We start from the raw sequence: 23137 nt of genomic DNA, 5'->3' as shown, positions 1-23137 counted from the left end.
GTTAGTGGATTGATGAACTTAATAAACTATGACCAATTTAAGGTTGCTTATCTACAAAAAATAGCAGAACTTTTAGACCAGCATGGTTATTCCATCAGACCGGTCGTGATAGGGGAAGGGTTATCGCTGGAAAAGGCAACCCTGGATTTAGGCGATAAAATCTGTCATTGCATAGACCTTCAGGAAATTTATTCGGATTATTGCAAAAATGCTAGACCAATGTTTTCTATTGTGAAGGATACATTGGATTGTTTCCGGGAGTTTGGTACAGTACAAAGAGAACAGGTGGAATGCATAGAAAGTGTTTTAGCCTGTGTAACAAACTTTGAGAAAAGCAAAGAAATCCTGCGGGGTAAGGGTATACCATATTTGGCAGTAGGTGACATGGCAGTATATTTCAGGTTTGATTATGAGCTGCCTTTCGGCGGTACAATGGAAAGTATTGTAACAAAAGACCATCTCCTAAAATGGAAGTTTTCAGCCGAAGAATTATTCAATATTGTTAGGCAATGCGAGGCACAGAAAATCGGTGCCTGTGCTTATGACTGGGTGGAAAGCCTTCAACCATATGATTTTGGCCATATACCTGTGATTGCAAGAGCAGAAGATATCTACAATGCGCCATATGAGCTGTATGGATTGAACGGTGCCGGGGCGATACTTTACCCCGAAGTGCTGCGTCAATTTGAAGAGGCTTTTCATGAGCGGGTCATAATCGTACCGTATTCAGAACGAAAAGCGGCCATATTACCGGAAAGCCGTATACAGGATATGTGGGTACAAAGAAAAATCCGGGAGTATACGGAGGATACGGACGCGCGGTTATTTTTGTCCAGGCAGGTTTATTCGTATACAGAGGGGAAGTTTTACAGGCTCAAGGGTGGTATAGAACAATTACAGGCTGTCATTGATCAGAAATTGGAGACAACTATGAATCATGAGAAAACACTGGTCGGTAAAAAGCAAAGCAGATAAAATCTCAAGGAGGACAGACAAAGATGGAATATGAAGAATTCATCCAGTTTTTTACCCATGAAGTCAACTATAATTTAAAAATGCTGGGTGTTCCATGGCGGGCTAAGTATGAGAACACAGGCGGCAGAGAAGAAGTTTTGGTGGTAATCCATGGTGGAGGGCATGATTTTCCTCCGATTAAAGTTCACGATTATTACCAGGAGTTTTTGCAGGGGATGCCCTGGGGAGTCGCTGCACGGAAAGCAACACAGGATTTCTTTGATGATGAGAGCACAAAATGTGCACTGATGGATATGGGGCTTTTTCATGCAGATATGGTAATTCCCACTTTTATGAACACAGAGGAAAATGAGGAACTATTGAAAACCGTTCCATATTCAAGGTTTGAAGATTTAGCAGTTATACTTCAAATTGCATATCAGTCCCTGGGCGGTATCAATCTCAACCTTGTGGTAACAGACGATATCTTACAGGGATGGGGGCTGAGGTATGATGAACTTTATCAAATGGCCCTGGATAATCCGAGGAATGTTGAGTCTGTACAGATGATAGAGTTGCACAAGATGATAGATATTATATCACCCGATGAAACAGTAGAGGATTTACCTCCCTTCTATGTGGTAACGAATACTGGTCAACATTTAGGCGCTGCAGGTATTCTTTACAAAACCAGAATGTATGAACTTGCAGAAACTATGGGGGATGATATCTTATTGGTTCCTATGAGCGTTGACCATTTTTTGGCAATGCCGCTTTTAGACCAAAAGGGCATAGATTATATATCTAATGCACTACACAGTAGTAAAGAGGTAATCACTGGAAGTATAAAGCCCCTGTCTGGGAATCTATACCACTATAATTGTGAAACCGCACAGTTTCGTATGATTACTCCCAGCCAGTTAAAAGAAACGAAAAAACGAGGCAGATAGGGGGAGGGTTTGAGAAACGATAGATATTCAATCATAGAGAAAAGGGAATTTTATGAAACCTTTGTATATGAATTAAACAATAATTTACAAAAGATGGGATTAGGGTGGAAGGTGGTGCTGCCTGACCATATTTCGGATGGCTGTGTGATCAGTTTACAGGGCAGCCCAGAGAAAGGCTCAGAAATATTTCCTTTTGTAGCATATAACCGTCATACACAGTTGGGAGAACCCCTGTGGCTGGTAGTCAGGAATTCGCTAGAGTTTTTATTGCGGGATGACCGGATCACCAAAGCCGCATTTAAAGAGATGGGGGTGTTATCGCCAAATCTAGTAGTTCCGACATTGATGAACGCGAAAAGAAATCAAGAGGTATTGGACAATTTCCCACATAAGCTATATGGAGACGGGGACCTTGCCATTGTATTGAGGATTATTTATCATTCAACAGATTGTTTGCTTGAAGATATGCACCTTAATTTAAGAGTGACAAGTGAAATGCTGAATGAGTTTGGAATGGATTTTGATACCCTTTATCAGTGGTCGCTTGATAATCCGGAAAATCAAAGGGCTGTTTCCGTGGAACCGTTTGGGACAGAACCGGAAAAGAAGGATATCTACATTATGACAACAGAGAGCTTTTACTGGGGTGCTTCTGCTTTTTTATACAAAGAAAAAGTACACGAGCTGTCAGATAAACTGGGTGGCGATATGATACTATTTCCTACAAGTATCAATCAATGCGTGGCATTATCAAATAAAAACAGGGACGGAAGAAAATGGATTCAGGAAACCCTCTACGACTCTAAACAAAATGGTTTTCAGCAGAGGGAAAAAGATTTATCCGATTATATTTATGTTTATAGCCGGAAAACAGATGAGATCCGTAAAACAAGTCAAAGGATGCGGCAGAAGCCAAAAGTGAATAAAAACCATAGCAGGTGACTTTTCAGAGCGATTCAGAAAAGAACCTGCTTTTTTCATTTAATCATAAAGGAGATAAGAATATGAACCTCAAATTATATAAACAGTTTTCAGATGCTTACCAGCAATGTATTCGTTCCGCTTTTGAGGATTCCGCAATTCGCGGGGAAGTTAGAACGGTGGCTAGGGGTCTCCCGACCGAGGGAATCACAATTTTATTTGAGCAGGAGGGGCGGTACTGCCCCGTCATTCCGGTAAGGGAGGCTTTTTTGAGAGCGGAGATGTTTGACACCTGGGAAGAGGAATTGGCAGACCGGGCGATGGAAGTGTTCTCTGATGCGGAAGCGGAAGATCTGCGTATTGCAGTAGGCCAGTTGGAACAGCCGGAATATGTGGCAGTATATGCCGCAAACCATAGAAGTGACCTGGAAGCCCTGAAAAAGAATGATATGCCTTACCAGGTTATGGGGGACATGGTGCTCTACTATATGTTTCACGCACCGCTGGGAGACGGGCGTTATTATCAGGCAGAAGTAACCAATAAACATCTGGCATCCTGGAAAATGAGAAAAAGTGATTTTCATAATTTTGTACTGGAACATTCGCTGGTATCCATGGAGAGCAAAATCTATCCGTTGTGTGAGAAGATTGAAAATGTGCTGGAAGGTATTTCGTGCTGTCTGAACAATGGAGAGGCAGAGGATAGCCTTGGTTATGTGGTCACGGGACCTGGAGGAGCGGCAAGTGTATTATACTGGGATACCTTACAGGAACTTAGCCGCCTGATGCCGGATAGCTTTTATATTTTGCCATATTCAGAGAGGGAGGCTTATATCCTGCCTGATACTATGGGAGCACTGGCACCAGCATTTTCCATTGAAGATGTCCACAAGAATGGGAACCGTCAGGTTCGACACAGCTTGGCTGGGTATGCCATATCAAGTCATGGTTTCCACTATTCACCATCGGAGAACAAGAACAAATTGCTGACCATACGCGAATGGTTGAAGGGTGTAAATGAATGACATATGAAGAATATAAACAGGGACTGATTACAGAACTTGGGCGTCACATTGATGAAGAGCATCAGAGATTGATAGTAATAGCAGAAGGTACGGACAATGAGGAAATAGCCCTTGAACTTATGCAGCCGCCTGTGTGTAGCCAGTCATTGTCAATCCATAGCTTATATAGACAGTGGAAAGAAGGCGAATTAACGGCCCAGGTAAGCAGTATCTGCGATTATTTTGAAAAAAAGCGTGCTATTGAAACGATTGAGCAGTTAGAAAATGTTACGATTTGGGCGGCTAATTTTGAAAAGGCAGCCGAAAAGCTGGAAGGGAATGATATACCATATCTGCCTGTTGGGGATATGGCTGTATATTTTCAGTTCTTTGATGAAGTCTATGACGAGGATGAACAGTGGCCTCTGGATTATAAAAGACCTGTCCAAAATGAACATTTAAAGCAGTGGGGACTTACGGTACAGGAATTATTTGATAAAGTCAAATATTTCGATATGAATGAACGCTTTCAGACGGTTTTGGATACGAGCAGAGCTGTTCTGGCTCATACATTAGGGGCATTAAGCGGGGCGCTTCCAGACACAAAAGACTATTACGGGGTGTACAGCGAGAATGGGATTGCAATCATGTTCTATCCCGAGGGTTTGAGTGAAATCTCAAGGCGTTTGGATGATGACCTGTATGTTATGCCGTTATCAAATGATAAAATCCTTGTCTGTCCAATATCAGGACACAGTTTGGAAACTTTGCAGGAAATAGTAAAAAAGAGCAATGAGATGGATAAAAGAGCAGAAGTGTTCCCTGTCCAGGTCTCTAATATGGTGTTCCAGTTTGATGCCGAAAGCCTTGCAATCCAACCGGCGGCACAGATAGAGAAAAAAACGAGACATAAGGCAAGATAAGATGAAGGCAAATCTTTGAAAGGGGGTGGTTAAGCCCAATCCAATAAAAATTCAGCAGTCATAGAAATTTAATTTGTACCAGTAGCTCGTAACTTATTCGGAAACTGATTACATTCAAACATTTGAAAGGAGGTAAGAGGTAATCCCGGGTAAAATGTGTAGCTACACCCTCTAAGAAGGGAATTGGATTATAAATTAATAAATTTTTGTGAGTTTGACAAATATGCAGTAAAAAGTTATTGCGCCATACATGGGGTTGACGAGAGTGCCAACCTTGGGGATATTACGAAAGTTGATGAGAAAAAGCTACCTTATTTCAACTTTATCTGCGGTGGAAGCCCGTGTCAGGATTTCTCCCTAAGTGGGAAGCTGGCCGGTTCCGTCTGGAGGTGCAGAGATTGCGGGCATGAGGTAAACCCGCTGCAGGTACATTGGAGCAAACGGGATTTTTGTGAAAAATGCGGCTCAAAGAATCTGGATAAAACAAGGTCCTCTCTCCTTGTAGAGTGGCTTCGGGTTATCCGGGAAGTAAAGCCGATGTTTGGAATTTATGAGAATGTAAAAAATATTGTTCAGGCAAGGTTTCTAAACAGCACATTCCGTCTATTTGAGCAGGAATTGCAGGAATATGGATACAACACCTATTGGAAGATATTGAACGCGAAAAATTATGGGATTCCGCAAAACCGGGAACGGGTATACCTCGTCCTGATTAAAAAGGAATGTGATAATGGAAAATTCGTATTCCCAGAGCCAATGGAAAACGGGAGGCGGCTGATGGATATCCTTGAAGATGAGGTAGATGAGAAATATTATCTGTCAGATGATAAAGTGCAGAAACTGATTACAGACATGAAGGAGCGGAAAGCGCTTCTGTATATGCCTGGGGAAGAGGAACTGAAACAGTGGGAAAATAAACTGTATAAAGTTGGACAGGTTCAGGGGTATCTTGGCGATCCCCAGACTGGCAGGGTATACTCTGCAATCGGTTCCAGCCCTACTTTGCTGGCAAGCGGTGCCGGAAGAAATAAAATAGCCGTGGTCGGAAGTATTGGAAATTCCCAACAGAGTGTTATACTATCAGGGATGGGAACTGCCAATACCCAGCTTGCGAGCCACGACCAGACAAAGATTTTGCAAGTGGGGGCAATCCGTGGAAGATATAATGAAGAGGGAAGAGTCGAACAGCACCTGGAACTAAAGGATAAGCCTTGGTGCAGCTATGCGATTACCTCCGTACAGAAGGATAACATCATTCTGGTGCGGCAGGACACCGTAAAAGGCTACGAGGAATGTATGGCAGAGGGAGTTGTAAATATCGCCTATCCGAATGCTGCCGGAAAACGGGGCCGGGTACAGGGACATGGGACCATCTGCCCGACAATCACTGCGCAGGGAAATTCCCTGTGCAGGCTGGAATCAATCCTTCGTATCAGGCGGCTTACACCATTAGAGTGCTTCAGGCTGATGGGTTTTGATGATGAAGATTACCAGAAGGTCCTGGAAGCGGGCATCAGTAACAGCCAGGCATATAAGCAGGCAGGAAATTCGATTGTAGTGAATGTCTTAACCAGTATTTTTGAAGCTTTATATAGCGCTATGCCTTACCTGTTTGAAGATGTAAAGATAGGAAGCTTTTTTTCCGGGATAGGTGCCTTCGAGAAAGCACTGGAACGATTTTATGGGAACCGTCAATGACAGAGATATAAAATCTTAATATAAAGAACATCAATGCAGAATGGATTGGGAAAAACAGAACTATTTTAAACAGCAGGTCAAGGGATGCTATCAAATGCGGCAACCTAGTATCAAAAACAAAAGTGGAATTCTGCTATCAGGTTTAATTGACTGATAGCAGATAACCTTGGAATGTGATATCACAAAGCCTTTGATGATATCATACTCCATACTGCCTGCTATCAGATATATGAAGCTGATAGCAGGCAGTATGTGATTTGAGGGGAAACTGCTGTCAGTTTCCCTTTTCTGCTATCAGATTTTCGCGTAATATCCGCGGAATTGATAGCAAAAAATTGTGAATGATATCAGCTTTTTGAGGCTGATATGGGGGTATTAGGGGATCTCCCCTAACAAGATGGATTTTGTACGGCAAAATCCGTATCTTGCAGAGGACTGGCAAAGCCAGTCCGGACCGGCCCCTTAGATTTTCAGAAGTAAAGAGGGCAAAAAGAAAAGGGAAGGAGCTGGAACTGTAATAGAACCTATTGTGAAAGAGCAGATATTGGTGGTCAGGGATACTGGTGAAACCAATATGTTTGACGTGACTGCAGTTACGAAAATTGCACTAAAAATGGGATTTCTCGAACTGGCGGAATATTTGCAGAACCATAAAAGCGAATATTGCCATTTTATTATATGGGGGAAAACTTCCGAACAAGAGCATCAGAAAAAGGAGGACATTCCCAAACAGGACAGACAGAAAAATAGATAATACAGAATGTAAAGGAGACAGAGTATTGAGGTATGAACCAGAGGAATTTGAACGATTAAAAGATTACGTGGACGAATTCATGAAGAGAGGACCATTGGGAGACATTTTTACCCCATTTTTCTATAAGCCGTATCCTTACAACCAAACCGAAAATGTTCTGGATACGCTCCGGTTTGCGGATGCCAGGAAGCTGCTTATTGATTACTTATATAAGGTCAGCCGTGCAAAAAGCATTGAGGTTACAAGGCAGACAGAAGGCTTGATCGGAGAACTATGGGAATATGGATATCCTGACAAAAATAGAGAGTCGGACTTTTTGAAAAATCTGGCCTGGGATATATGCAGAATGACAAAATCTGTTGATTACTGGCAATGGGAAGCGATGCGTTTACCAGGAGAATCGGAGTCGGACGTAGTGAGACGTACCTATCAGGAGATAAAGAATCCGGAGAAGCGGCGTGAGTTCATGCAATTCTGGATTGACTATTTGGAACGTATGAGGCCCAAATATGAACTGGAAATACAGGCTGCGGAAGTTTTAACAAGACTAAACAAAGGATTTACGCACATGGAAACTCCATTTATGGAGAGAATTAAGGTACTCGTAGAAAATAAAAAATTTTTAGATTCTCAAAAGTATCATGATGCCAGTATTTACTATATCCTAAAAAAAGAACAGGATGGGGCCGTCAGTTACAAGGGAGTTGCTGAATATGAGCAGGAAATGGCAGTCTATTTTTCTATTTCTAAGGAAGAAGTTACTGAAATTTATATAGGTGATACATCGGTTCATGAGGATCTGTTTAAACCGATGGAAGAAGGCTATAAAATAGCGGCGATTACGATGGATGGCCACTTTAATGTCTGGGACGAACTTGACAGGGAGGGCCTCGACGCGTTGCCCCATAGAGAGGGATTTGAGGATTACCTTATTTACTGTAAAGAAAGAAATATCACAGCGGCGTCTATTACAGCGTCTATCGGATGGAGTGTAGGAGATCTGCTTGATGAGGTAAAATTACAGAAGCAGGATTATATGAATCATGTGAGCCAGGCAGACAGAAAAAGGACTCGATAGTGAAAAAACTGAAATGGCAGGTAAACCGCCATGTAAAGGGCAGGGTAAGAAAAATGGCTATAACGGTTATTTAGAAAAGAGGAGACAGGACATTGAAATATGAACCGGAAAAGTTTGAAGCATCAGGGATACATGAGGTGAGAGAACTGGGAATGGGGAAGGATTTATCCAGGGATATCTGCAATATGCTGAACGCTGTTGGGGGTGGGGAATGGAATGCAGCGCGCTTACCCGGAGAATCAGAGGCACATGCGGTGGAAAGAATGTGCAGGGAAATAAATAATCCAGAGAAGAAACAGGAATTTATGCAGTTCTGGCTTGACTATCTGAAACGCAAGCAGCCAGAATATGGGCTGGAAATACAGATTGCAAGAGTCCTGACGGAATTAAATAGTCTGCCCCCAAAGATACAAAACCCCCAGATGGATGTACTCAAAGTGCTTTGTGAAAACAAAGAGTTTTTGGATTCGCAAAAGTACCAGGGAGCCATTATCTATCATATTTTAAAAATGGAGGCGCACGGAGAGGACACCTATCAGGGATTGGCAGAATATGGGCAGGACAGGGCTGTTAGTTTTTCTCCTTCTGCGCATAAGACTGTTGAATTTAATATTGGATACGCATATACAGATAAATATCTGTTTGGGCTGCTGGAGGAAGGGTACAAAATTGCTGCAATGACAATGGACGGCCATTTGGACGCCTGGGAGGAACTGAGCAGGTGGGGCATTGGAGCAATCCCCCATAAAATGGGGGTAGCGGATTACCTGGAATACTGTAAAGAAAACAACATTTCAGCAGCGGCTATTAAGGCTGCTACTGGGTGGGAGGTATTAGATTTATTTAAGATGGCAGAACTGGAAAAACAGGACTCTGCTTATAAACCGCACCTGGAGAGCAGACACAACAGCCGTTGATAAAGAAATAGGTGAGGTGGAATATGGAAGCAAAACAGACAGAAACTGAGAGATTGATCTATGACAGTAAGGAGTATCTGAAACGAAACCACTTTGGAGAATACACCCTGCTGTATATCTTGAACAAGGACAGGGTGAAGGGCAGCCCATACCAATATGCAGCAGTTGCGAGTACCGATGAAGCCAGGTTATTTTTCAATGTGTACGCTAAGGAAGACCAGCCTGATATTTACCGGATTGGAATGTGCAGTACAGATGATGACCTGTTCTATGACTTGGAATTTGATGATTGTACGATAGCAGCCATGACAATAGAGGGCCATTATGATACATGGGAGGAACTGGCTGACACCCCATTGGAGGAAATTACATATTTAGGGGGACTGGAAACTTATCTGGAATATTGCAGGGAAAATAACATCACAAAGGAATCCATACAAAAAGCTGTTGGCTTGGAGGTGTGCGACATTATGGAGAGACTGGATAAAAATAAGAGTATTCCTTTACAGGGAATGGATGAGGAGTACCAGCAGCTACAGAAGGTTGTGGATACAATCCTAAATGGAACAGATGAGCGTGATTTGAGATTGGCGCAGGACATGCTGAATGGTATATGGTCTATTGATCAAAAGGAACCTATTTTAAAGCGCACGGATTTACAACAGGCTGCCTGCGATATCTGTATTTTAGTCCGGGATCATATGCCGGAGGTTTGGGCGGAAAAGCTGCAGTCTGGAGATACCGAAGTTGACCTGGCAAAAGAGACATACGGCAGGCTGGCAACATTATATGGAAGGAAGACCGAAGCGCAGTTTCTGCGAAATGCTGAGATGGGGGAACTTCCGGAGACGGCCCGTAAAAAAATAAGTGAGATTCTGGCGGTATTAAAAAAGTATGAAAACAAGGATAAGAAGCCGCTATCAGGACATAGCCGGTAGGATACCGGGCAAGGAGGCATTATTTGAAACAATTGAATACGGCCACGGAACTGCTGGCCTATCTCGATGACTTTTCTATACCATTTTCACTGAATGAGGAACATGCCCAGGTTCTGTTGGACTATATGGAGGGAAGTGCCTATGGGCTACACGTAGATGAAAAAGGGCAGCTCTATTGGGTGGATTTAGAGGGAGAACAAATAGAAGAAATCACCATGGACGAGGTTACATTCCTTGCCTGTGAATGGAACAATGAATTCATCTTAGATTCCAGACAGAGACTGGAAGAGAAAGCTGGAAGCAGTGAAGAGAGGGAAATCATAGACAGGATAAAACAGCTAAAAAAAGATGAGAGGCTGTTAGACGATATATATGAACAGACCTCCTTATGGAAACAGGTAAATCAAAAAGCGACACCGGCGAAGAAAAATTCCCGCTGATAGAATGAATTATGGAAAGAAGGGGATGATTTGGGACGAATTGAAACATCTGGAAAATTAATGGAATATCTTGACGAGTTTGATATACTTTTTCCACTTACCCGCGCGGAGGCTGAACAGGTAGTGGGGTATACAACTAAAAGTGGCTATACATTAGAAACAGACGGCCACGGACAATTGTATAAGGTGGACATGGAATCTGGTGATTCTTTGGAGACGGATATTGACCAGGTGATTGATGCTGCGTGTGAGCAGAACTACAAGATGATATCTGATACCAGGGACTATTTTAAGTTAAGCAGACACTCTGAATGGCAAATTCTTCATAAAACCCTGGAAGGATTGAAAGCGGACGAGAAAATACTAAATGCCGCTTTCCAGAGGACCTATTATCAAAAGGAGCTGCGTGGAAAGATACAGGAAATCCTGCCTCCCGTGGATATCACGGCTGGGCGGAGATCAGTAAGATGATAAGTAAAGTATCAAGAGGGAAGGAATATAGCTGATTGCTGTGGTTCCTTCCTTTTCTTTTGCTGTTTATTCGATGAAAGGATGTGAGTAGAGACTGAGAAGCGTAAAAAAGATGAACTGCCGGAAAGAAATTCGGCTGTCATGCGAGGAATTGGAGGAGCTGAACAGGAAGGCAAAAGAGAGAGGGCTATCCGATTCGCAGTATCTGAGGATGCTGATAACCAACCGCCCCAGAGATTATCCGGAACTTCTGGAAGCATTACAGAATCTCACGAATGAGATAAACCATATCGGGATAAACATCAACCAAATTGTCAAAAACAACAACAGCGGCTTATACCATGAATCCGATAAAAAACGTCTGTATGTTTATATGAAGCAGATCAAGGAGGCAGTCATGCAGGTAGTCAGCCATTTGGACATAGCGGGTAATTAAGTATGGCTATCAGTAAAATTCTGCATATGGGATGTGCAAAATCGGGATTTCAGGCAAAGCATCTCGCAAATACGATTAATTATATTACGAAGGACAGCAAAACTGAAAATGGGTTGTATGTTTCAGGCCATAACTGTCTGCCGGAGACTGCACTGAAACAAATGCTGAACACTAAGCGAAGGTACGATAAGATGGGGGGACGCCAGGGATACCATATCATTATCTCATTTGAAGAGGCGGCAGATACCGTTGATAAAGATGTTGCCATGAAGATTATAGGGAAATTTGTAGAGGAGTACCTTGGAAAAGAGTTTGAGGCAGTCTATGCGCTTCATGATGATACCGATCATATCCACGGCCATATTGCATTTAATAGTGTCCGCTGTATTGGAGAAGGGAAGAAATATGATTACCGAAATGGTGATTGGGACAAAATCATACAGCCGCTTGTCAACAAAATCTGTGAAGAGTACCATATGGCAACGCTGGACATGGATAAAGTACGTCAGAACAGAAAGAAAAAAAAGGAACGCATCTGGGACCAGGGTAAAGATGGTAAATTTAGTTGGAATGATATGATCCGCCGTGACATCGACCAGGTGGCGGCCGAGGCGGAAAACTGGGATGAGTTCCTTATTGGAGTGGAGGAACGGGGATATGAGATAAAACAGGGAGCGCATATTCTGTTAAAGCCGCCAGGTATGGATAAGGGACGCAGGCTGGATACCCTGGGCGGCGATTACACAGAAGAAAAATTACGGGAACGGCTAAGTATCCCCATATCTGCAAGAGAAAAGGAACTGCCGGAGCCAGTATTGGAACTGCCGCCCAGAGTCAAAAAAGTGACTGGTTATATTCCCAGAAGAAAGTCCCCATTGACTGGATACCAGAAGATGTATTTTACAAAGTTATACCGGCTGGGCGTCCTAAAAAAACAGCCTTATTCCGATGCTTGGAAATATAAAGAAGATATCCGGAAACTTCATGAGATACAGGAGAAATATAATTTCATTTCGGCTTATCAGATACATACAGACAAGGACTTGGAAAATATCAGGAAAGCATTGGCTGAACAGGCAAAATCGCTTAGGCAGGAGAAAAAGAACCAAAAAGAGAACCGTGAAGCCAATACAGAGATATTTGAGCTTTGGGAAAAGCTCCAGGAACTGAAGGTTGAGGTTTCTTTATATGAGGAGGGGTATCAGGAATTTAAGGGAGAATACCTGCAGGCAGAGCAGCTAAAAACGCAGTTGTTGGATATGGGGTACACGTTTGAATCAGCAGAGCGGTTGTACCTGAATTTCCAGGAGAAAAATCGCCGGCTCAATGAGGTTCTTGCGGAGGTAAGACGACAGCAGAGGATAGGGAAGAAAATCATGCAGGAGCAAAAGGAGAGAATGCAGAGCAGAGACAAGCAGAAAAGCAGGGAAAGAGGAGGAGAAAGTCGTGATCTATGAGCAGGATAAACTGGAAAAACTGGCTTCTGAAATAAAAAAATATCTTTTGGAATGTAAGCTGGGAGACGCATATATTGAGAGCTTCCGTGATTTAGTACCAGCAGGGGGGAAAATACCTGGGATTAGAGCGGTCTTAGACAATCATAGATTGAGGGACCATCTAACCTGCTTTTTGATGTACCGTTCTTCGCTCTTACCAGACCAGGACAGAAAGCAGGGCGTGAGTCTGGCAGATAAATTAGATGAGGTCGGAGCTGTCAGGAAAGCAGATAAGAAGGAAGAAATGGCGGAAGTGGCATGGGAACTGAACGAAGTGATGAAGGAAACAGACTTTATCCATTATCTTGATGCAGGATACATGAGAGCCGGGGACAACCAGTCCGATCCGGTAAGACGTATCTACAGGGATATTGGAGACCGGGAAAAGCGCCAGGACATCATAGACTATTTAGAGACTGTTTTGGAAAAAGTTCACAGTGAAAAAATTATGGCTCTTATTTCTTCTTTAGAGAATATAACGGATAAGGTTCCGGCCCGATCAGGAAAGGTACGGTAGGGGATTGCTTGATATATAGGAGGAATAATTTGAAGTATCAATTTTTCGACAATGATGGGAAAGTGACTGAATCAGAACAAAAAAGTTATACAGACGCACTAAAATTTGCAGAGGAGCGAGGCATTACATGCCTATCCATGCCATATAAGCTATTCATTGCGTCTTTTCGTGAAAAAATCAAATTGCTGGAAAGCCACACCCAGTATAGTAAGATTTCGGAATATGCAGAAAAAATGATTATCTTGAACCAGGGTGCAGGATATCAGGCCATAGCTGCGAATGATTTCATGAAAAAAATTATTGTAACACCGATTGACGATATTAGGGGATGGCTTGAGGAACATGGAAAAAGCGAGTTTGAACCAGTATCCCAGGATTGGCAGGAAGGTAAGGCGGAAAAACAGAAAAATAAAGCAAATTCCCCAAAAGTAAGATAAGAAATGAATCGAGAGGCAGCCGATTGGATTGTCTTTTTTTATTGCAGGAGGCAGATATGACAATAGAAGAACAGAAATATTTAGAAGAGTGCCGTAAAAAGCTGGGGGCGGACCAGATTGAAGTAATACAGATGGCTTTCCAATACGGGCTGGGCATTAAAGACGTGCGGCGGGTTGCAATCCCAAAGCTTAATGCGGAGCAGATGCGTCAGACCGTTTTTGCAATGCTTGAAGATGTAGACGGGGAACTGGTTGATTTGTGCTGTCAGGGCACATTTGACCAGTACCAGATACCGGAAATTGTTTCTGGTTCCGTCTCTGGGCTTACGAAGGAAGAAATCATGTCCTATGCGACACCGGATCTGCCGGCGAGCCGGATGAAAAAAATGAGGACACAATTGATTGAGGCCAAAAAGAATGCTGGTAATTCCGCAGAAGGCGCGGCGTTTAAGGAGTATACAGAAAACCTGATAAAAATGATGGAGACATCTCTGCAGCAGTTTAAAGAGAATAACGAGAAGTTTGAGGTGCTCTCAACACTGGTGAAAGAACACGTCCTGGACGAGAAAAACCAGGAGATTAAGGATTTATATGAGAACCTAAAAGATAAAGACAGTTTGATCAAAAAACTGCAGGAAGAAGCTGCGGTGCAGGAAACACAGATAAAGAAGCTGGAGGAGGAACTTACAGCGGCAAGAACACGGTCAAATGCCGAAGTGGTTGAGGGAAAGACAGAGAAGGTAACTGCACCTACCGTTCCTCCATCTTATTGGAGACCGCAGCCGCCGCAGACAAAAAAAACTATCCTTGAGAAGCTGTTCCCGCAGAAGACATCGGATATTCTGGATAAAATCGCTGCGGAAGGATTATCGTCAGAACAACTTGAAGAAGTCAGGTCTGCCTTTGATTCAGGATTGGCCGATGATGAAGTAAAGCGGATTATCAAAAAGGAATTGACTGCTGATAAAATGCGGAAAATGCGTGAGATTATGCTGCTGGTACGGGAAAGGAGACATACAGATGCGTGAGGCTGGTGTGGTGTCATTAAATATCAGAATGGTCCGGGAGTGCTACCAAATGATGGATTTAATGGAAAAGCAGGACTTTGTATTTACCCAGGAGGATAAAAGGATACTTTTAGGTTATGCGTTCCATCAGCAGGACTTAGACTGTGTGCATGATGCGGTCATTCATATCGCTGCGGTCAGGGAAAAGGAAAAATCCCAGGGGAACCTGGAGGCTGGGATTATAGAGCAGTATGCCATCCGGGGCGGGAGCGAACTGCAGGAGAGAATCAAAGAGTATATCATACAGTTAGAAGTGGCAAATATCAATCAGGAAATAGCAAATCAGTTACTTGTGAAAATCCTGCAGGATAAGAATGTGGACTATGAACTGGACCGGATGCTGGAGGAGCTGCGGAAACGCGAAGATGAAAAGAAAAAAGAGAATGAAGCAGTTAGGAGGTGAGTTCTATAGGAGAAATACAGGAAGCTACCCAAATCCTGCGGGTGTCATTTGAGGGAATTGAGATATTCATGAAAATTGTCGGAGGCGGGCTTCATACGGCTAAGGATATTGGAAAATTCATCGGCAGGTTGGTGGAGATGGAACGTTTATCCGGAAGGACAACCGTAAAAGACCTTCTTAAAACAGGAGGCGATTTGCAGGTTTTCCGTTTTGATACGACTGATATTAATAAGGTGAAAAAGCTGGCTGATAAATATAAAATCCGCTATGCACTCCTTCCAGATATCAATAAAGCGGATGGTAAAAGTGAAATCCTTTTTCATTCTGATGCCACACCTAGAGTGAATCAAATCATGGGGGACATCGAGGGGAGCAAGATTGAATCAATCCAGGATTATCTGGATAACGGGGAGGAGAAGGAACTGAAAGAGACTTACGGGATAGACAAGAAGGATATGTCGGACCCAAACAAGCAGAGCGCCCCTAAAGAACAGTCCATCTCTCCATGGGGATTTAAGGCAGTTGGGACATATCTGGCACAGACACCAGGGGCGGGTGTTGGGGAAATCAGTAATGCCATAGATATGCCATGGGCGGAAGTAGAGCCTGTACTGAAATATATGGAAAGCCTGGGAATCCTGGAGATCAATGACGATGGCAGCATGGCCTTTAAAATGGACAAACAGGAGTTTGCTGCGTATGAGAAACAGGGAAAATGGCAGCATGCGGAGGACATGGAGCCTATTGTGCGGGGGATGGAGCAGCCGCATAAGGCAGAGGCTGCACAGAAGCAGATGTCTGAGATGAATAGCCGCCAGAGGAAGGTACTGCAGCATGCAAAGGAAGCTGTCAGAGACGATCCAAATATCCATCAGATTTTTATTGCCAGGAGCCTTGCGGTGGAAGAGACTGAAAAGAGAATTCTCACACGGATTCCGTTCAAAAAGAATGAGTACCTGTGGATAGATAAAAATTCCATATCCCATATCAGTGAGGAGAAGAGGACCATATTTACAAATCTTCAGAAGGATAAGGAATACAGTGTGGTGAATAACGAGGGGCAGGTGATTGGAAAACGCACCGGTGAAGAGCTATACAGCCAGAGTTATGATCCGGTCTTAAAGGAAACCAGAGACATGCTGCACAAGAAAAAAGAAGAAAACCGGAAACTGCAGATGGCAGGCCAACTGAAAAAGCGGGGAGGAAGGTAATGGAAAATAAGAAAAAAACTTCTGTCTGGCTGATTGTACTTGGTGGTGTGCTGGCGGCATATGGCGGGTATCTTCTTAATGGCATCTGGGAACAGGGGATTGATATCAATACCTTTATGGAGCGTCTTAACATGGTTATGGCCCGCCCATTTGGAAATTACTTTAATGATACAACTTTTAAGGGGATATTACTTGCAGAATTCGTATATATGATTGCGATTGCCATGTATCTGACCAGCAGGAAAAACTATATGCCGGGAAAAGAATATGGTACAGCCAAATTTGCAGATATCAAACAGGTGAATCAGGTGTTAGCCGAGAAGGACGAGACAGAGAACCGCATACTAAGCCAAAATGTCCGTATGAGGATGGATTCGCGTAAAACGAAGCTGAACTTGAATACTTTGGTCATCGGGGGAAGTGGAGCGGGAAAGAGTTTCTTCTTTTGTAAGCCTAATTTATTACAGCTTAACCGTTCTTCTTATATAATCACTGATCCGAAAGGGGAAATTTTAAAAGCCTGCGGGGGATTCTTACAGAAACACGGTTATGTTGTCAAAGTCCTGAATCTGCTGAACATGGAAGAGTCTGACTGCTATAATCCATTTATGTATATCCGGAAGGAATCAGATGTCGTAAAATTAATTACAAACCTGATCGCCAATACAACCCCGAAAAACTCCCAGAGCAGCGATCCCTTCTGGGAGAAAGCAGAGTCGCTATACCTGCAGGCGCTGTTCTACTATGTTTGGCTGGAATGCCCCAAAAGTGAACAGAACTTTTCCACGGTACTGAAATTACTGGGAGAAGCAGAGGTACGTGATGATGGCTCGCCATCGGACTTAGACCGCAGGATTAAGCGCCTGGAGCGTAAAAAGGGAAGCAATCATCCAGCAGTCAAACAGTATTATAAAGTAATCAGAGGAGCGGCTGATACGGTCCGGAGTATTGTAATCAGTGCAAATTCCAGACTGGCTTTTTTGGAAAATCCACAAATCCTCCGTATCCTGGACCATGATGATATCAATATCCCGGAGATAGGGGTGGGAAGAAATGGTGACGGAAAGACAAAAACAGCTCTTTTTTGTGTGATTCCGGATTCCGATAAATCGAACAACAGCATTGTAGGGCTGCTTTACAGCCAGATATTCCAGGAACTGTACTTCCAGGCTGACTTTATTTACGAAGGAAGATTACCAATCCATGTGACCTTTATGCTTGATGAGTTTGCTAATGGTGTGACACGTTCTGCGTCCAAAACGGTAGAAATAACCGACAAAACCGCAGCCTGAAGCCATGAATGGCTTTGGAGAACTGCATAACTGAAATCTCAAATGATGGGGTAACGCCCGGAAGGGGATTCACTGATACTCCGAGTAGCGTCAGCCAGATACAGTGGCTGGGGTTATAAGCGCGGGAAAGTCGTGCGAAGCACACCCTAACGCTGAAAGGCGAGGAAAGATTCATAGAGGTATGAGTTGTGTGTGACAGTGCGGGTGGGGCTGCCATATGGCTAGAATGACCCAAAGGAGGTCTGACAAAGTTCCGAATGTACGGCTCTAAACAAATAGCCTGTAGAAATGCAGGTGTACCAGGGGTACGCAGGCGGGGCAAAGTAAAATTTGTTAGTATGAAATGCCTTCTGTGCTTATAGGGCATAGGTATCTTGAGGATTTTCCTTGAAGATAATGCTTGCAGGGCTAAAGGAGCGGCCTAAGTGGTAGCAATCCTAAGTTATGTGGAACGTGGAAAGCAGCCAATACGGGAGCTGACTGTATCAGCGACAAAGTATCGTAGTTGCAGCGAAAAGGAAGGGGGAGAAAAACTTCTATAATAAGTGCATTAGTGGTTGTGAGAGTAGAGGCACAGTACCAGGGAAACCGTGATAATAAGCGGTGGAGGGATAGCCTCAAGCCGATACTAAGAGATTATGTTCTTAGTCGGGGGAGCGCCGTGTGATGGGAAACTATCATGCACGGTGCGGGGCAGGGGAAAAACCCGAGGCGGCAGTGCCAGAGGTTTACCTATTGCCATTTGCATTACCGGATGATTATTGCAGTTTACTTAGTACCATGAGGTCACGAGAAATTTCATCGATCATTATTATACAGAACCTTGCGCAGATTAAAGCATTGTTTGAAAAGACATGGGAGGTCATCCCGGGGAACTGTGACACTTTGGTCTACCTTGGCGGGAATGAACAGAGTACACACGATTATATTTCTAAGATGCTCGGGAAGGCTACGGTAGATAAGCGGAGTTCTGGTGAAACAAGAGGAAAAAATGGCAGCAGCAGCCGGAACTTTGATGTGCTGGGAAGGGAACTACTGACACCGGATGAGGCCAGAAAGCTGGATAATAAAAAGTGCCTGATCTTTATCCGGGGATTTGACCCGATTGTAGATTCAAAATACAATACCCCGGCGCATCCTCTTTTCAAGGAGACGTTTGATGGAGGCGCACCACCATATCATCATACACCAATCCGTGAGAAAAGTACAGTGCCAGCCTGCGAATTGCTGAACCGGCAGTCTTTTGAATATTATGAACGCCAGAGGGACCAGGGGCTGAATGTTCAGATAGATGAAATAACACTGGACGAATTGCTGTCATTGCAGGAACCTGATATGCCGGCAAAGATATTTTCAGAAGATGAACTGAAAAAGAACCGCAAAATAACTGAAATCGAGAATATAGAAAAGCAGGATTTGGGACAGATTACAGAAGAGCAGTTTAATGAAATGCTAATAAATAATGATTATACATTAGAGCAGTTAGAAGAAATACGTCTTGGATTGGTAGGAGGTCTTTCCTACCAGGATATATTGACTTACTTTAAATCAGATAAAAGTGCCGGACAAATGCGTGAAATACGCGAACAACTGACCGGCCATCAAGAATCTTAATTTTCCCTATATTTCTTATGCCTAAGATGGCAGATATATGGGAATCTGTTGCAAAAAATAGAGGGCGCACGCAGCAGGTTCTTTTATACCTGCTATTTTTGCGCCCTTTTTTAAAGAAAAGGAGATTTTAAGTGAAGAATTTGACTGAAAAAAAGAAAAAAGCAAAAAAAATGATTAACAGAATCAGCAGTATAACCGCTGGGGCAGCCATGGCAACCATGTTATATACAACAAATGTATATGCGTCTGGCGCGGAAGTGGTGACGGCACCTTTGAATAATCTGAAGAATCTCGTAATTGCCATCATAGGTGCCGTTGGCGTGATTATCCTTGCAAAAAACGTAATGGAGTTTGCCCAGTCTTACCAGCAGCAGGATTCGAGTTCCATGAATTCTGCGATAAAGGGCATCGTTGCCGGCTTGATTATGGCGGGGATTAGTACAGTCCTCACGTTCCTGGGTATCAGTTGATTGTGCTGTTTTAATGAAAACGTGGAGGGAACACTATGCTGGAGTTAAGGCGCGTAGTTTTTTTTGTTGATATAGGAGACAATTTACTTGAAAAGGCAAAAGCCAGTCAGGAATGTAGAGAAGAGTGTAAAAATTTATTCATAAGCCTGGGATTCCAGGTGGATACCGATTACAGAGAAAAAAACCCAAATTTCTATACTCAATTAGGATATCATGCAAACGAGTTTTATGTTGCAAAGGGAGAGGAACATTTGCGGATAAGGGATTTGGAGATATCGGGTAATATATATCCTGACTCACTGGCTGATATAGCGAAAAAATTGCGGAACGGTAAAACCTTTCACTATAAAGGGGCCATTGATTTGCAAGCAGCCTATATTCTTACTGAACTTGAAGCGAAAGATTATTATGAGAAAAACCTGGAAGCATACGAGGAAAAGGTAATCGAAGCCATGAAATTAAATCACGAAAAGTGTGAAAAAACATGGTTATACAATCCTATGGCTGAATTTAAGGAGGATATTCTTATCTGTGTTGGTTATGATGCCATTAGTTTTTTTCATTTGAAAACGGCTGAAGTTATCAATGATATGTTGGATAAAGGATTAATTAAATCGGACAATTCACTGCTCGCACCGGGGTATGCACTTCCGGAGTTTTACACGGAGACGGGTAAATATAAGCTGCCGCATCTAAGGAGGTAGTGATGCAAACAAATTTCAAGGCTTTTGTTCTTTCAAAAGAATTATTTTAAATGATACTCTAGTAATCATAATATCCAAATACGGAAATGAGGTGATGGTAAATGGATATTTTTAATTTGGGCGAGGCAATCCTTTCGCTTCTTGAGGTCGTGTTCGGCTTTTGGAACGGGCAGGTGAACATGGTGTTTGAACTGCTGGGGCAGTCCCCGACTTCTTTCAAAGGAGGCGGCCCATGGGGAGTTATAACCGGGATTGAACCGATTTTCGTTGCTGTTGGTTCAAGCCTGGTTGTTTTATTTTTTGTGATTGGTTTTTGTTCGGAAAGTGTAGATGTGCGGGAAGAGATGCGGTTTGAAGTGATTCTCCGTATGTTGATCAGGATTGGAATCGCGCAGTGGCTGGTGGTATACAACGTCGATATTATGAAAGCCATATTTACAAGTGTTGGGAATCTTGTCGGACTGATTGGAGGGAGTGAAGCCACACAGGTTACGATAGACCCGGCGCAGGCAGATATTATCAAGAATCTGGGATTTGTGGAAAGCCTTGTATTTTTAATCCTGGCGGTATTTTTAAGCCTGATTATTTTGATCTGCGGATTTTTCCTTATTTATAATGTTTATTTCCGATTTTTAAAAATACTTGTAATCGTACCGTTTGGCAGTATCGCTTATGCAACGGTTGCAGGAAATCGGGGAGTGAGTGCCACAAGCGTACAGTTTACGAAGTATTTCATAAGCGTAGTTTTTGAGGCGGTGACTATGGCTTTGGCGATTATTCTTTGCAATACGTTTATCAGTTCAGGATTACCACAATTTACAGGAGACTATGCAGATTGGACAAAGACTTTGATCTATCTGGGAGAAATGACATTCACGGTTGCCCTGACTGTGGGAAGTGTAAAGGGCGCCCAGAGCCTGACAAGCAAGGCCCTGGGGCTGTAAGTAAAGGAGGCTTTGGGTGTGGAAACAGCGGCGCAGGATAAAAGCATACAAATGACGCTATTTGAGTATTTCGCAGACGTGGAGCAATTTTCCCTGAAAGATGCAAAGGAATGTGTATACCAGTATGCGGAAAAGGATGTAAAGGAACCCAGCATCCGGGCGCGTATCTACGAAGGGATTAATAAAGGTCTTTTTAAACGGGTTGCCAAAGGCGTCTATACGGTTACGAAGAAAAATGCAGAGAATGAGGATATTACCTGCATGCTCATACAGGGAAATGGACGTGATCTGAGTTTCCTTGAGGATAACAGCATTGACGCAATTATCACTGACCACCCATATCTGCTGAAAAAAAGTTTAAAAGGGGGAAACCGGGACTTTGCCTCCTATGATTTGTTCCAGTACACACAGCAGGATTTGGACGAAAAATTCCGTGTTCTAAAGAAGGGGCACTTCCTCGTGGAGTTTCTGCCGGAGGAAAACGGTGATAATTACGAATATCTTTACCAGGTGAAGGCCATGGCGAAGGAAAGCGGCTTTGAATATTACGCGAAGGTGGCATGGCGGAAGGGTACAATCGTTGCCAATACGGGGCGGAAGGCAAAAAATACTGAGGATATCCTGCTCTTTTCAAAAGGACGTGCGCGTGATATGCGACCGGACGCAAAGAAGGACAAGGCAGAACCGGAGATGAAACACTATATGTCCGGAGCGAAAGGGATGCTTCCTACGGCTTTTGACATTCAGCCAATCTCAAAAGCTGATAGGGTTCATCAATCGGAGAAGCCGGTGGAACTGCTAAAACAGATACTGGAATTTGTTACAGATAAAAAAGAACTGGTATTGGACCAATATGCTGGTTCCTTTGCCCTTGCGGAAGCTGCCCTTGAATCAGAACGGGATTCCATCTCAATTGAGATTAGTCAGGAATATTTTGAAGAGGGGAAAAAGAGGATTGAAAATGTAAAGAAAGGTAAGGTGAGATAAATGGATATCGAAATCAGCAGGGATTTACAGCACTATAAGGAGAGCTTCCTGATGGGGCTGACCGTGAAGCAATTTACATTCAGCGTCCTATCCCTGGGGGCGGGAGCGGGAATTGTACTCGGTTTATACGATAAAATCGGCATGACATTAGCGTGCTATCTGGCAACGCCTGTTGTGGTGCCGATTGCACTCACAGGATTTTATAATCACAATGGGCTTAGTTTCTGGCAGACGGTGGGGAGAATGGTCCAGATGTCTTTTTTCAATAAGCCCTGTTTATACCAGTCCACGGAAAATGTGGATTGGATAAAGGACGCCTATGGAGAAGAGCAGAAAATTGCTACACAGCAGCAGAAAAAAGAAAAAAAAGGACTGTCTGACGGACAGGAGGATTTTAACATGGTAAAGAAAAAAGCAAAGCGCATGATCCTACTGACAGTGGGGGCTTTAGTTGTGGCAGTGGCAGGGATACTTGCCTTTAGGCTCATGAAATAAAAGATATGAAATAATC

26 protein-coding genes are annotated in these 23137 nt (G+C 43.2%); all 26 read left to right on the top strand.

The genetic code is table 11. From position 1 onward, the window contains the following. Positions 1 to 12 precede the first annotated feature (12 nt). The 26 genes from DWX43_RS06735 (at position 13) to DWX43_RS06610 (ending at position 23121) form a co-directional block, all read left to right on the top strand. Positions 13 to 975 carry a DUF5688 family protein gene (locus DWX43_RS06735; protein ID WP_006567815.1) on the top strand — a complete coding sequence of 321 codons (963 nt, stop codon included), beginning with the start codon at positions 13 to 15 and terminating at the stop codon, positions 973 to 975. A 23-nt stretch (positions 976 to 998) separates the two neighbouring features. Then, complete coding sequence (locus DWX43_RS06730) at positions 999 to 1904, top strand: DUF5688 family protein (RefSeq protein WP_006567814.1); 906 nt, start codon at positions 999 to 1001, stop codon at positions 1902 to 1904. A gap of 9 nt (positions 1905 to 1913) precedes the next feature. Next, positions 1914 to 2846, top strand: a complete 933-nt coding sequence (locus tag DWX43_RS06725; RefSeq protein ID WP_006567813.1) for a DUF5688 family protein — start codon at positions 1914 to 1916, stop codon at positions 2844 to 2846. Between the two features lie 62 nt (positions 2847 to 2908). Further along, on the top strand, positions 2909 to 3850 hold the full coding sequence (locus DWX43_RS06720; protein ID WP_233458277.1) for a DUF5688 family protein: 942 nt from the start codon (positions 2909 to 2911) through the stop codon (positions 3848 to 3850). Further along, on the top strand, positions 3847 to 4752 hold the full coding sequence (locus DWX43_RS06715) for a DUF5688 family protein (protein ID WP_006567811.1): 906 nt from the start codon (positions 3847 to 3849) through the stop codon (positions 4750 to 4752). The genes DWX43_RS06720 and DWX43_RS06715 overlap by 4 nt, the downstream gene beginning before the upstream one ends. 183 nt (positions 4753 to 4935) lie before the next feature. After that, positions 4936 to 6450: a DNA (cytosine-5-)-methyltransferase gene (gene dcm / locus DWX43_RS06710; protein WP_006567810.1), complete on the top strand. Its 1515-nt coding sequence runs from the start codon at positions 4936 to 4938 to the stop codon at positions 6448 to 6450. Positions 6451 to 6979: 529 nt separating this feature from the next. Beyond that, on the top strand, positions 6980 to 7204 hold the full coding sequence (locus tag DWX43_RS06705) for a DUF5049 domain-containing protein (protein WP_006567809.1): 225 nt from the start codon (positions 6980 to 6982) through the stop codon (positions 7202 to 7204). Positions 7205 to 7229: 25 nt separating this feature from the next. Next, complete coding sequence (locus DWX43_RS06700; RefSeq protein ID WP_006567808.1) at positions 7230 to 8282, top strand: hypothetical protein; 1053 nt, start codon at positions 7230 to 7232, stop codon at positions 8280 to 8282. 92 nt (positions 8283 to 8374) lie between these two features. Continuing rightward, complete coding sequence (locus DWX43_RS06695; RefSeq protein WP_006567807.1) at positions 8375 to 9199, top strand: hypothetical protein; 825 nt, start codon at positions 8375 to 8377, stop codon at positions 9197 to 9199. 23 nt (positions 9200 to 9222) lie between these two features. Beyond that, positions 9223 to 10137 carry a hypothetical protein gene (locus tag DWX43_RS06690; protein ID WP_006567806.1) on the top strand — a complete coding sequence of 305 codons (915 nt, stop codon included), beginning with the start codon at positions 9223 to 9225 and terminating at the stop codon, positions 10135 to 10137. Positions 10138 to 10160: 23 nt separating this feature from the next. Further along, positions 10161 to 10577 carry a hypothetical protein gene (locus tag DWX43_RS06685; RefSeq protein ID WP_006567805.1) on the top strand — a complete coding sequence of 139 codons (417 nt, stop codon included), beginning with the start codon at positions 10161 to 10163 and terminating at the stop codon, positions 10575 to 10577. Between the two features lie 30 nt (positions 10578 to 10607). After that, a complete protein-coding gene (locus DWX43_RS06680) occupies positions 10608 to 11048 on the top strand; it encodes a hypothetical protein (RefSeq protein ID WP_008724729.1) in 441 nt (146 codons plus the stop codon). Between the two features lie 112 nt (positions 11049 to 11160). Beyond that, entirely contained in the window at positions 11161 to 11484 is a 324-nt protein-coding gene (mobC, locus tag DWX43_RS06675) for a plasmid mobilization relaxosome protein MobC (protein ID WP_006567803.1), read from the top strand. A 2-nt stretch (positions 11485 to 11486) separates the two neighbouring features. Further along, on the top strand, positions 11487 to 12941 hold the full coding sequence (locus tag DWX43_RS06670; RefSeq protein ID WP_006567802.1) for a relaxase/mobilization nuclease domain-containing protein: 1455 nt from the start codon (positions 11487 to 11489) through the stop codon (positions 12939 to 12941). Then, complete coding sequence (locus DWX43_RS06665; protein WP_006567801.1) at positions 12931 to 13497, top strand: hypothetical protein; 567 nt, start codon at positions 12931 to 12933, stop codon at positions 13495 to 13497. The genes DWX43_RS06670 and DWX43_RS06665 overlap by 11 nt, the downstream gene beginning before the upstream one ends. 29 nt (positions 13498 to 13526) lie before the next feature. Next, positions 13527 to 13934, top strand: coding sequence for a hypothetical protein (locus DWX43_RS06660; RefSeq protein WP_006567800.1), 408 nt, complete (start codon positions 13527 to 13529; stop codon positions 13932 to 13934). Between the two features lie 56 nt (positions 13935 to 13990). After that, positions 13991 to 14962, top strand: coding sequence for a hypothetical protein (locus DWX43_RS06655; protein WP_008724737.1), 972 nt, complete (start codon positions 13991 to 13993; stop codon positions 14960 to 14962). Further along, positions 14955 to 15404, top strand: coding sequence for a hypothetical protein (locus DWX43_RS06650; protein ID WP_006567798.1), 450 nt, complete (start codon positions 14955 to 14957; stop codon positions 15402 to 15404). Before DWX43_RS06655 ends, DWX43_RS06650 begins: the two co-directional genes overlap by 8 nt. Before the next feature lie 68 nt (positions 15405 to 15472). Then, complete coding sequence (locus tag DWX43_RS06645) at positions 15473 to 16615, top strand: PcfB family protein (protein WP_233458276.1); 1143 nt, start codon at positions 15473 to 15475, stop codon at positions 16613 to 16615. After that, positions 16615 to 17907 (top strand): VirD4-like conjugal transfer protein, CD1115 family, encoded by a 1293-nt coding sequence (locus tag DWX43_RS06640; protein WP_006567796.1) that lies wholly within the window; start codon positions 16615 to 16617, stop codon positions 17905 to 17907. The genes DWX43_RS06645 and DWX43_RS06640 overlap by 1 nt, the downstream gene beginning before the upstream one ends. A gap of 666 nt (positions 17908 to 18573) precedes the next feature. After that, a complete protein-coding gene (locus DWX43_RS27295; RefSeq protein WP_006567795.1) occupies positions 18574 to 19521 on the top strand; it encodes a TraG/TraD/VirD4 family protein in 948 nt (315 codons plus the stop codon). A 170-nt stretch (positions 19522 to 19691) separates the two neighbouring features. After that, the gene (locus DWX43_RS06630; protein WP_025531137.1) at positions 19692 to 19991 is read left to right on the top strand and encodes a hypothetical protein; all 300 of its coding nucleotides are present in this window, start codon (positions 19692 to 19694) and stop codon (positions 19989 to 19991) included. Between the two features lie 35 nt (positions 19992 to 20026). Next, on the top strand, positions 20027 to 20695 hold the full coding sequence (locus DWX43_RS06625) for a hypothetical protein (protein ID WP_006567793.1): 669 nt from the start codon (positions 20027 to 20029) through the stop codon (positions 20693 to 20695). A 101-nt stretch (positions 20696 to 20796) separates the two neighbouring features. Beyond that, positions 20797 to 21639, top strand: coding sequence for a hypothetical protein (locus DWX43_RS06620; protein ID WP_006567792.1), 843 nt, complete (start codon positions 20797 to 20799; stop codon positions 21637 to 21639). An 18-nt stretch (positions 21640 to 21657) separates the two neighbouring features. After that, positions 21658 to 22626 (top strand): site-specific DNA-methyltransferase, encoded by a 969-nt coding sequence (locus DWX43_RS06615; protein ID WP_006567791.1) that lies wholly within the window; start codon positions 21658 to 21660, stop codon positions 22624 to 22626. Further along, complete coding sequence (locus DWX43_RS06610; RefSeq protein ID WP_006567790.1) at positions 22627 to 23121, top strand: PrgI family protein; 495 nt, start codon at positions 22627 to 22629, stop codon at positions 23119 to 23121. Positions 23122 to 23137: the final 16 nt, after the last annotated feature.

The sequence above is a fragment of the Clostridium sp. AF19-22AC genome, from assembly GCF_003479085.1.
Taxonomy (GTDB): Bacteria; Bacillota; Clostridia; order Lachnospirales; family Lachnospiraceae; genus Faecalicatena_A; species Faecalicatena_A orotica.
This window is presented reverse-complemented; position numbering and strand designations above follow the sequence as displayed.

Coding starts and splice junctions, on each gene's coding strand:
- DWX43_RS06610 (WP_006567790.1), top strand. CDS start 22,627: ATGGATATCGAAATCAGCAGGGATTTACAGCACTATAAGGAGAGCTTC.
- DWX43_RS06620 (WP_006567792.1), top strand. CDS start 20,797: ATGGATATTTTTAATTTGGGCGAGGCAATCCTTTCGCTTCTTGAGGTC.
- DWX43_RS06735 (WP_006567815.1), top strand. CDS start 13: ATGAACTTAATAAACTATGACCAATTTAAGGTTGCTTATCTACAAAAA.
- DWX43_RS06625 (WP_006567793.1), top strand. CDS start 20,027: ATGCTGGAGTTAAGGCGCGTAGTTTTTTTTGTTGATATAGGAGACAAT.
- DWX43_RS06670 (WP_006567802.1), top strand. CDS start 11,487: ATGGCTATCAGTAAAATTCTGCATATGGGATGTGCAAAATCGGGATTT.
- DWX43_RS27295 (WP_006567795.1), top strand. CDS start 18,574: ATGGGAAACTATCATGCACGGTGCGGGGCAGGGGAAAAACCCGAGGCG.
- DWX43_RS06655 (WP_008724737.1), top strand. CDS start 13,991: ATGACAATAGAAGAACAGAAATATTTAGAAGAGTGCCGTAAAAAGCTG.
- DWX43_RS06715 (WP_006567811.1), top strand. CDS start 3,847: ATGACATATGAAGAATATAAACAGGGACTGATTACAGAACTTGGGCGT.
- mobC (WP_006567803.1), top strand. CDS start 11,161: ATGAACTGCCGGAAAGAAATTCGGCTGTCATGCGAGGAATTGGAGGAG.
- DWX43_RS06650 (WP_006567798.1), top strand. CDS start 14,955: ATGCGTGAGGCTGGTGTGGTGTCATTAAATATCAGAATGGTCCGGGAG.
- DWX43_RS06720 (WP_233458277.1), top strand. CDS start 2,909: ATGAACCTCAAATTATATAAACAGTTTTCAGATGCTTACCAGCAATGT.
- DWX43_RS06730 (WP_006567814.1), top strand. CDS start 999: ATGGAATATGAAGAATTCATCCAGTTTTTTACCCATGAAGTCAACTAT.
- DWX43_RS06645 (WP_233458276.1), top strand. CDS start 15,473: ATGAAAATTGTCGGAGGCGGGCTTCATACGGCTAAGGATATTGGAAAA.
- DWX43_RS06690 (WP_006567806.1), top strand. CDS start 9,223: ATGGAAGCAAAACAGACAGAAACTGAGAGATTGATCTATGACAGTAAG.
- DWX43_RS06630 (WP_025531137.1), top strand. CDS start 19,692: ATGATTAACAGAATCAGCAGTATAACCGCTGGGGCAGCCATGGCAACC.
- DWX43_RS06640 (WP_006567796.1), top strand. CDS start 16,615: ATGGAAAATAAGAAAAAAACTTCTGTCTGGCTGATTGTACTTGGTGGT.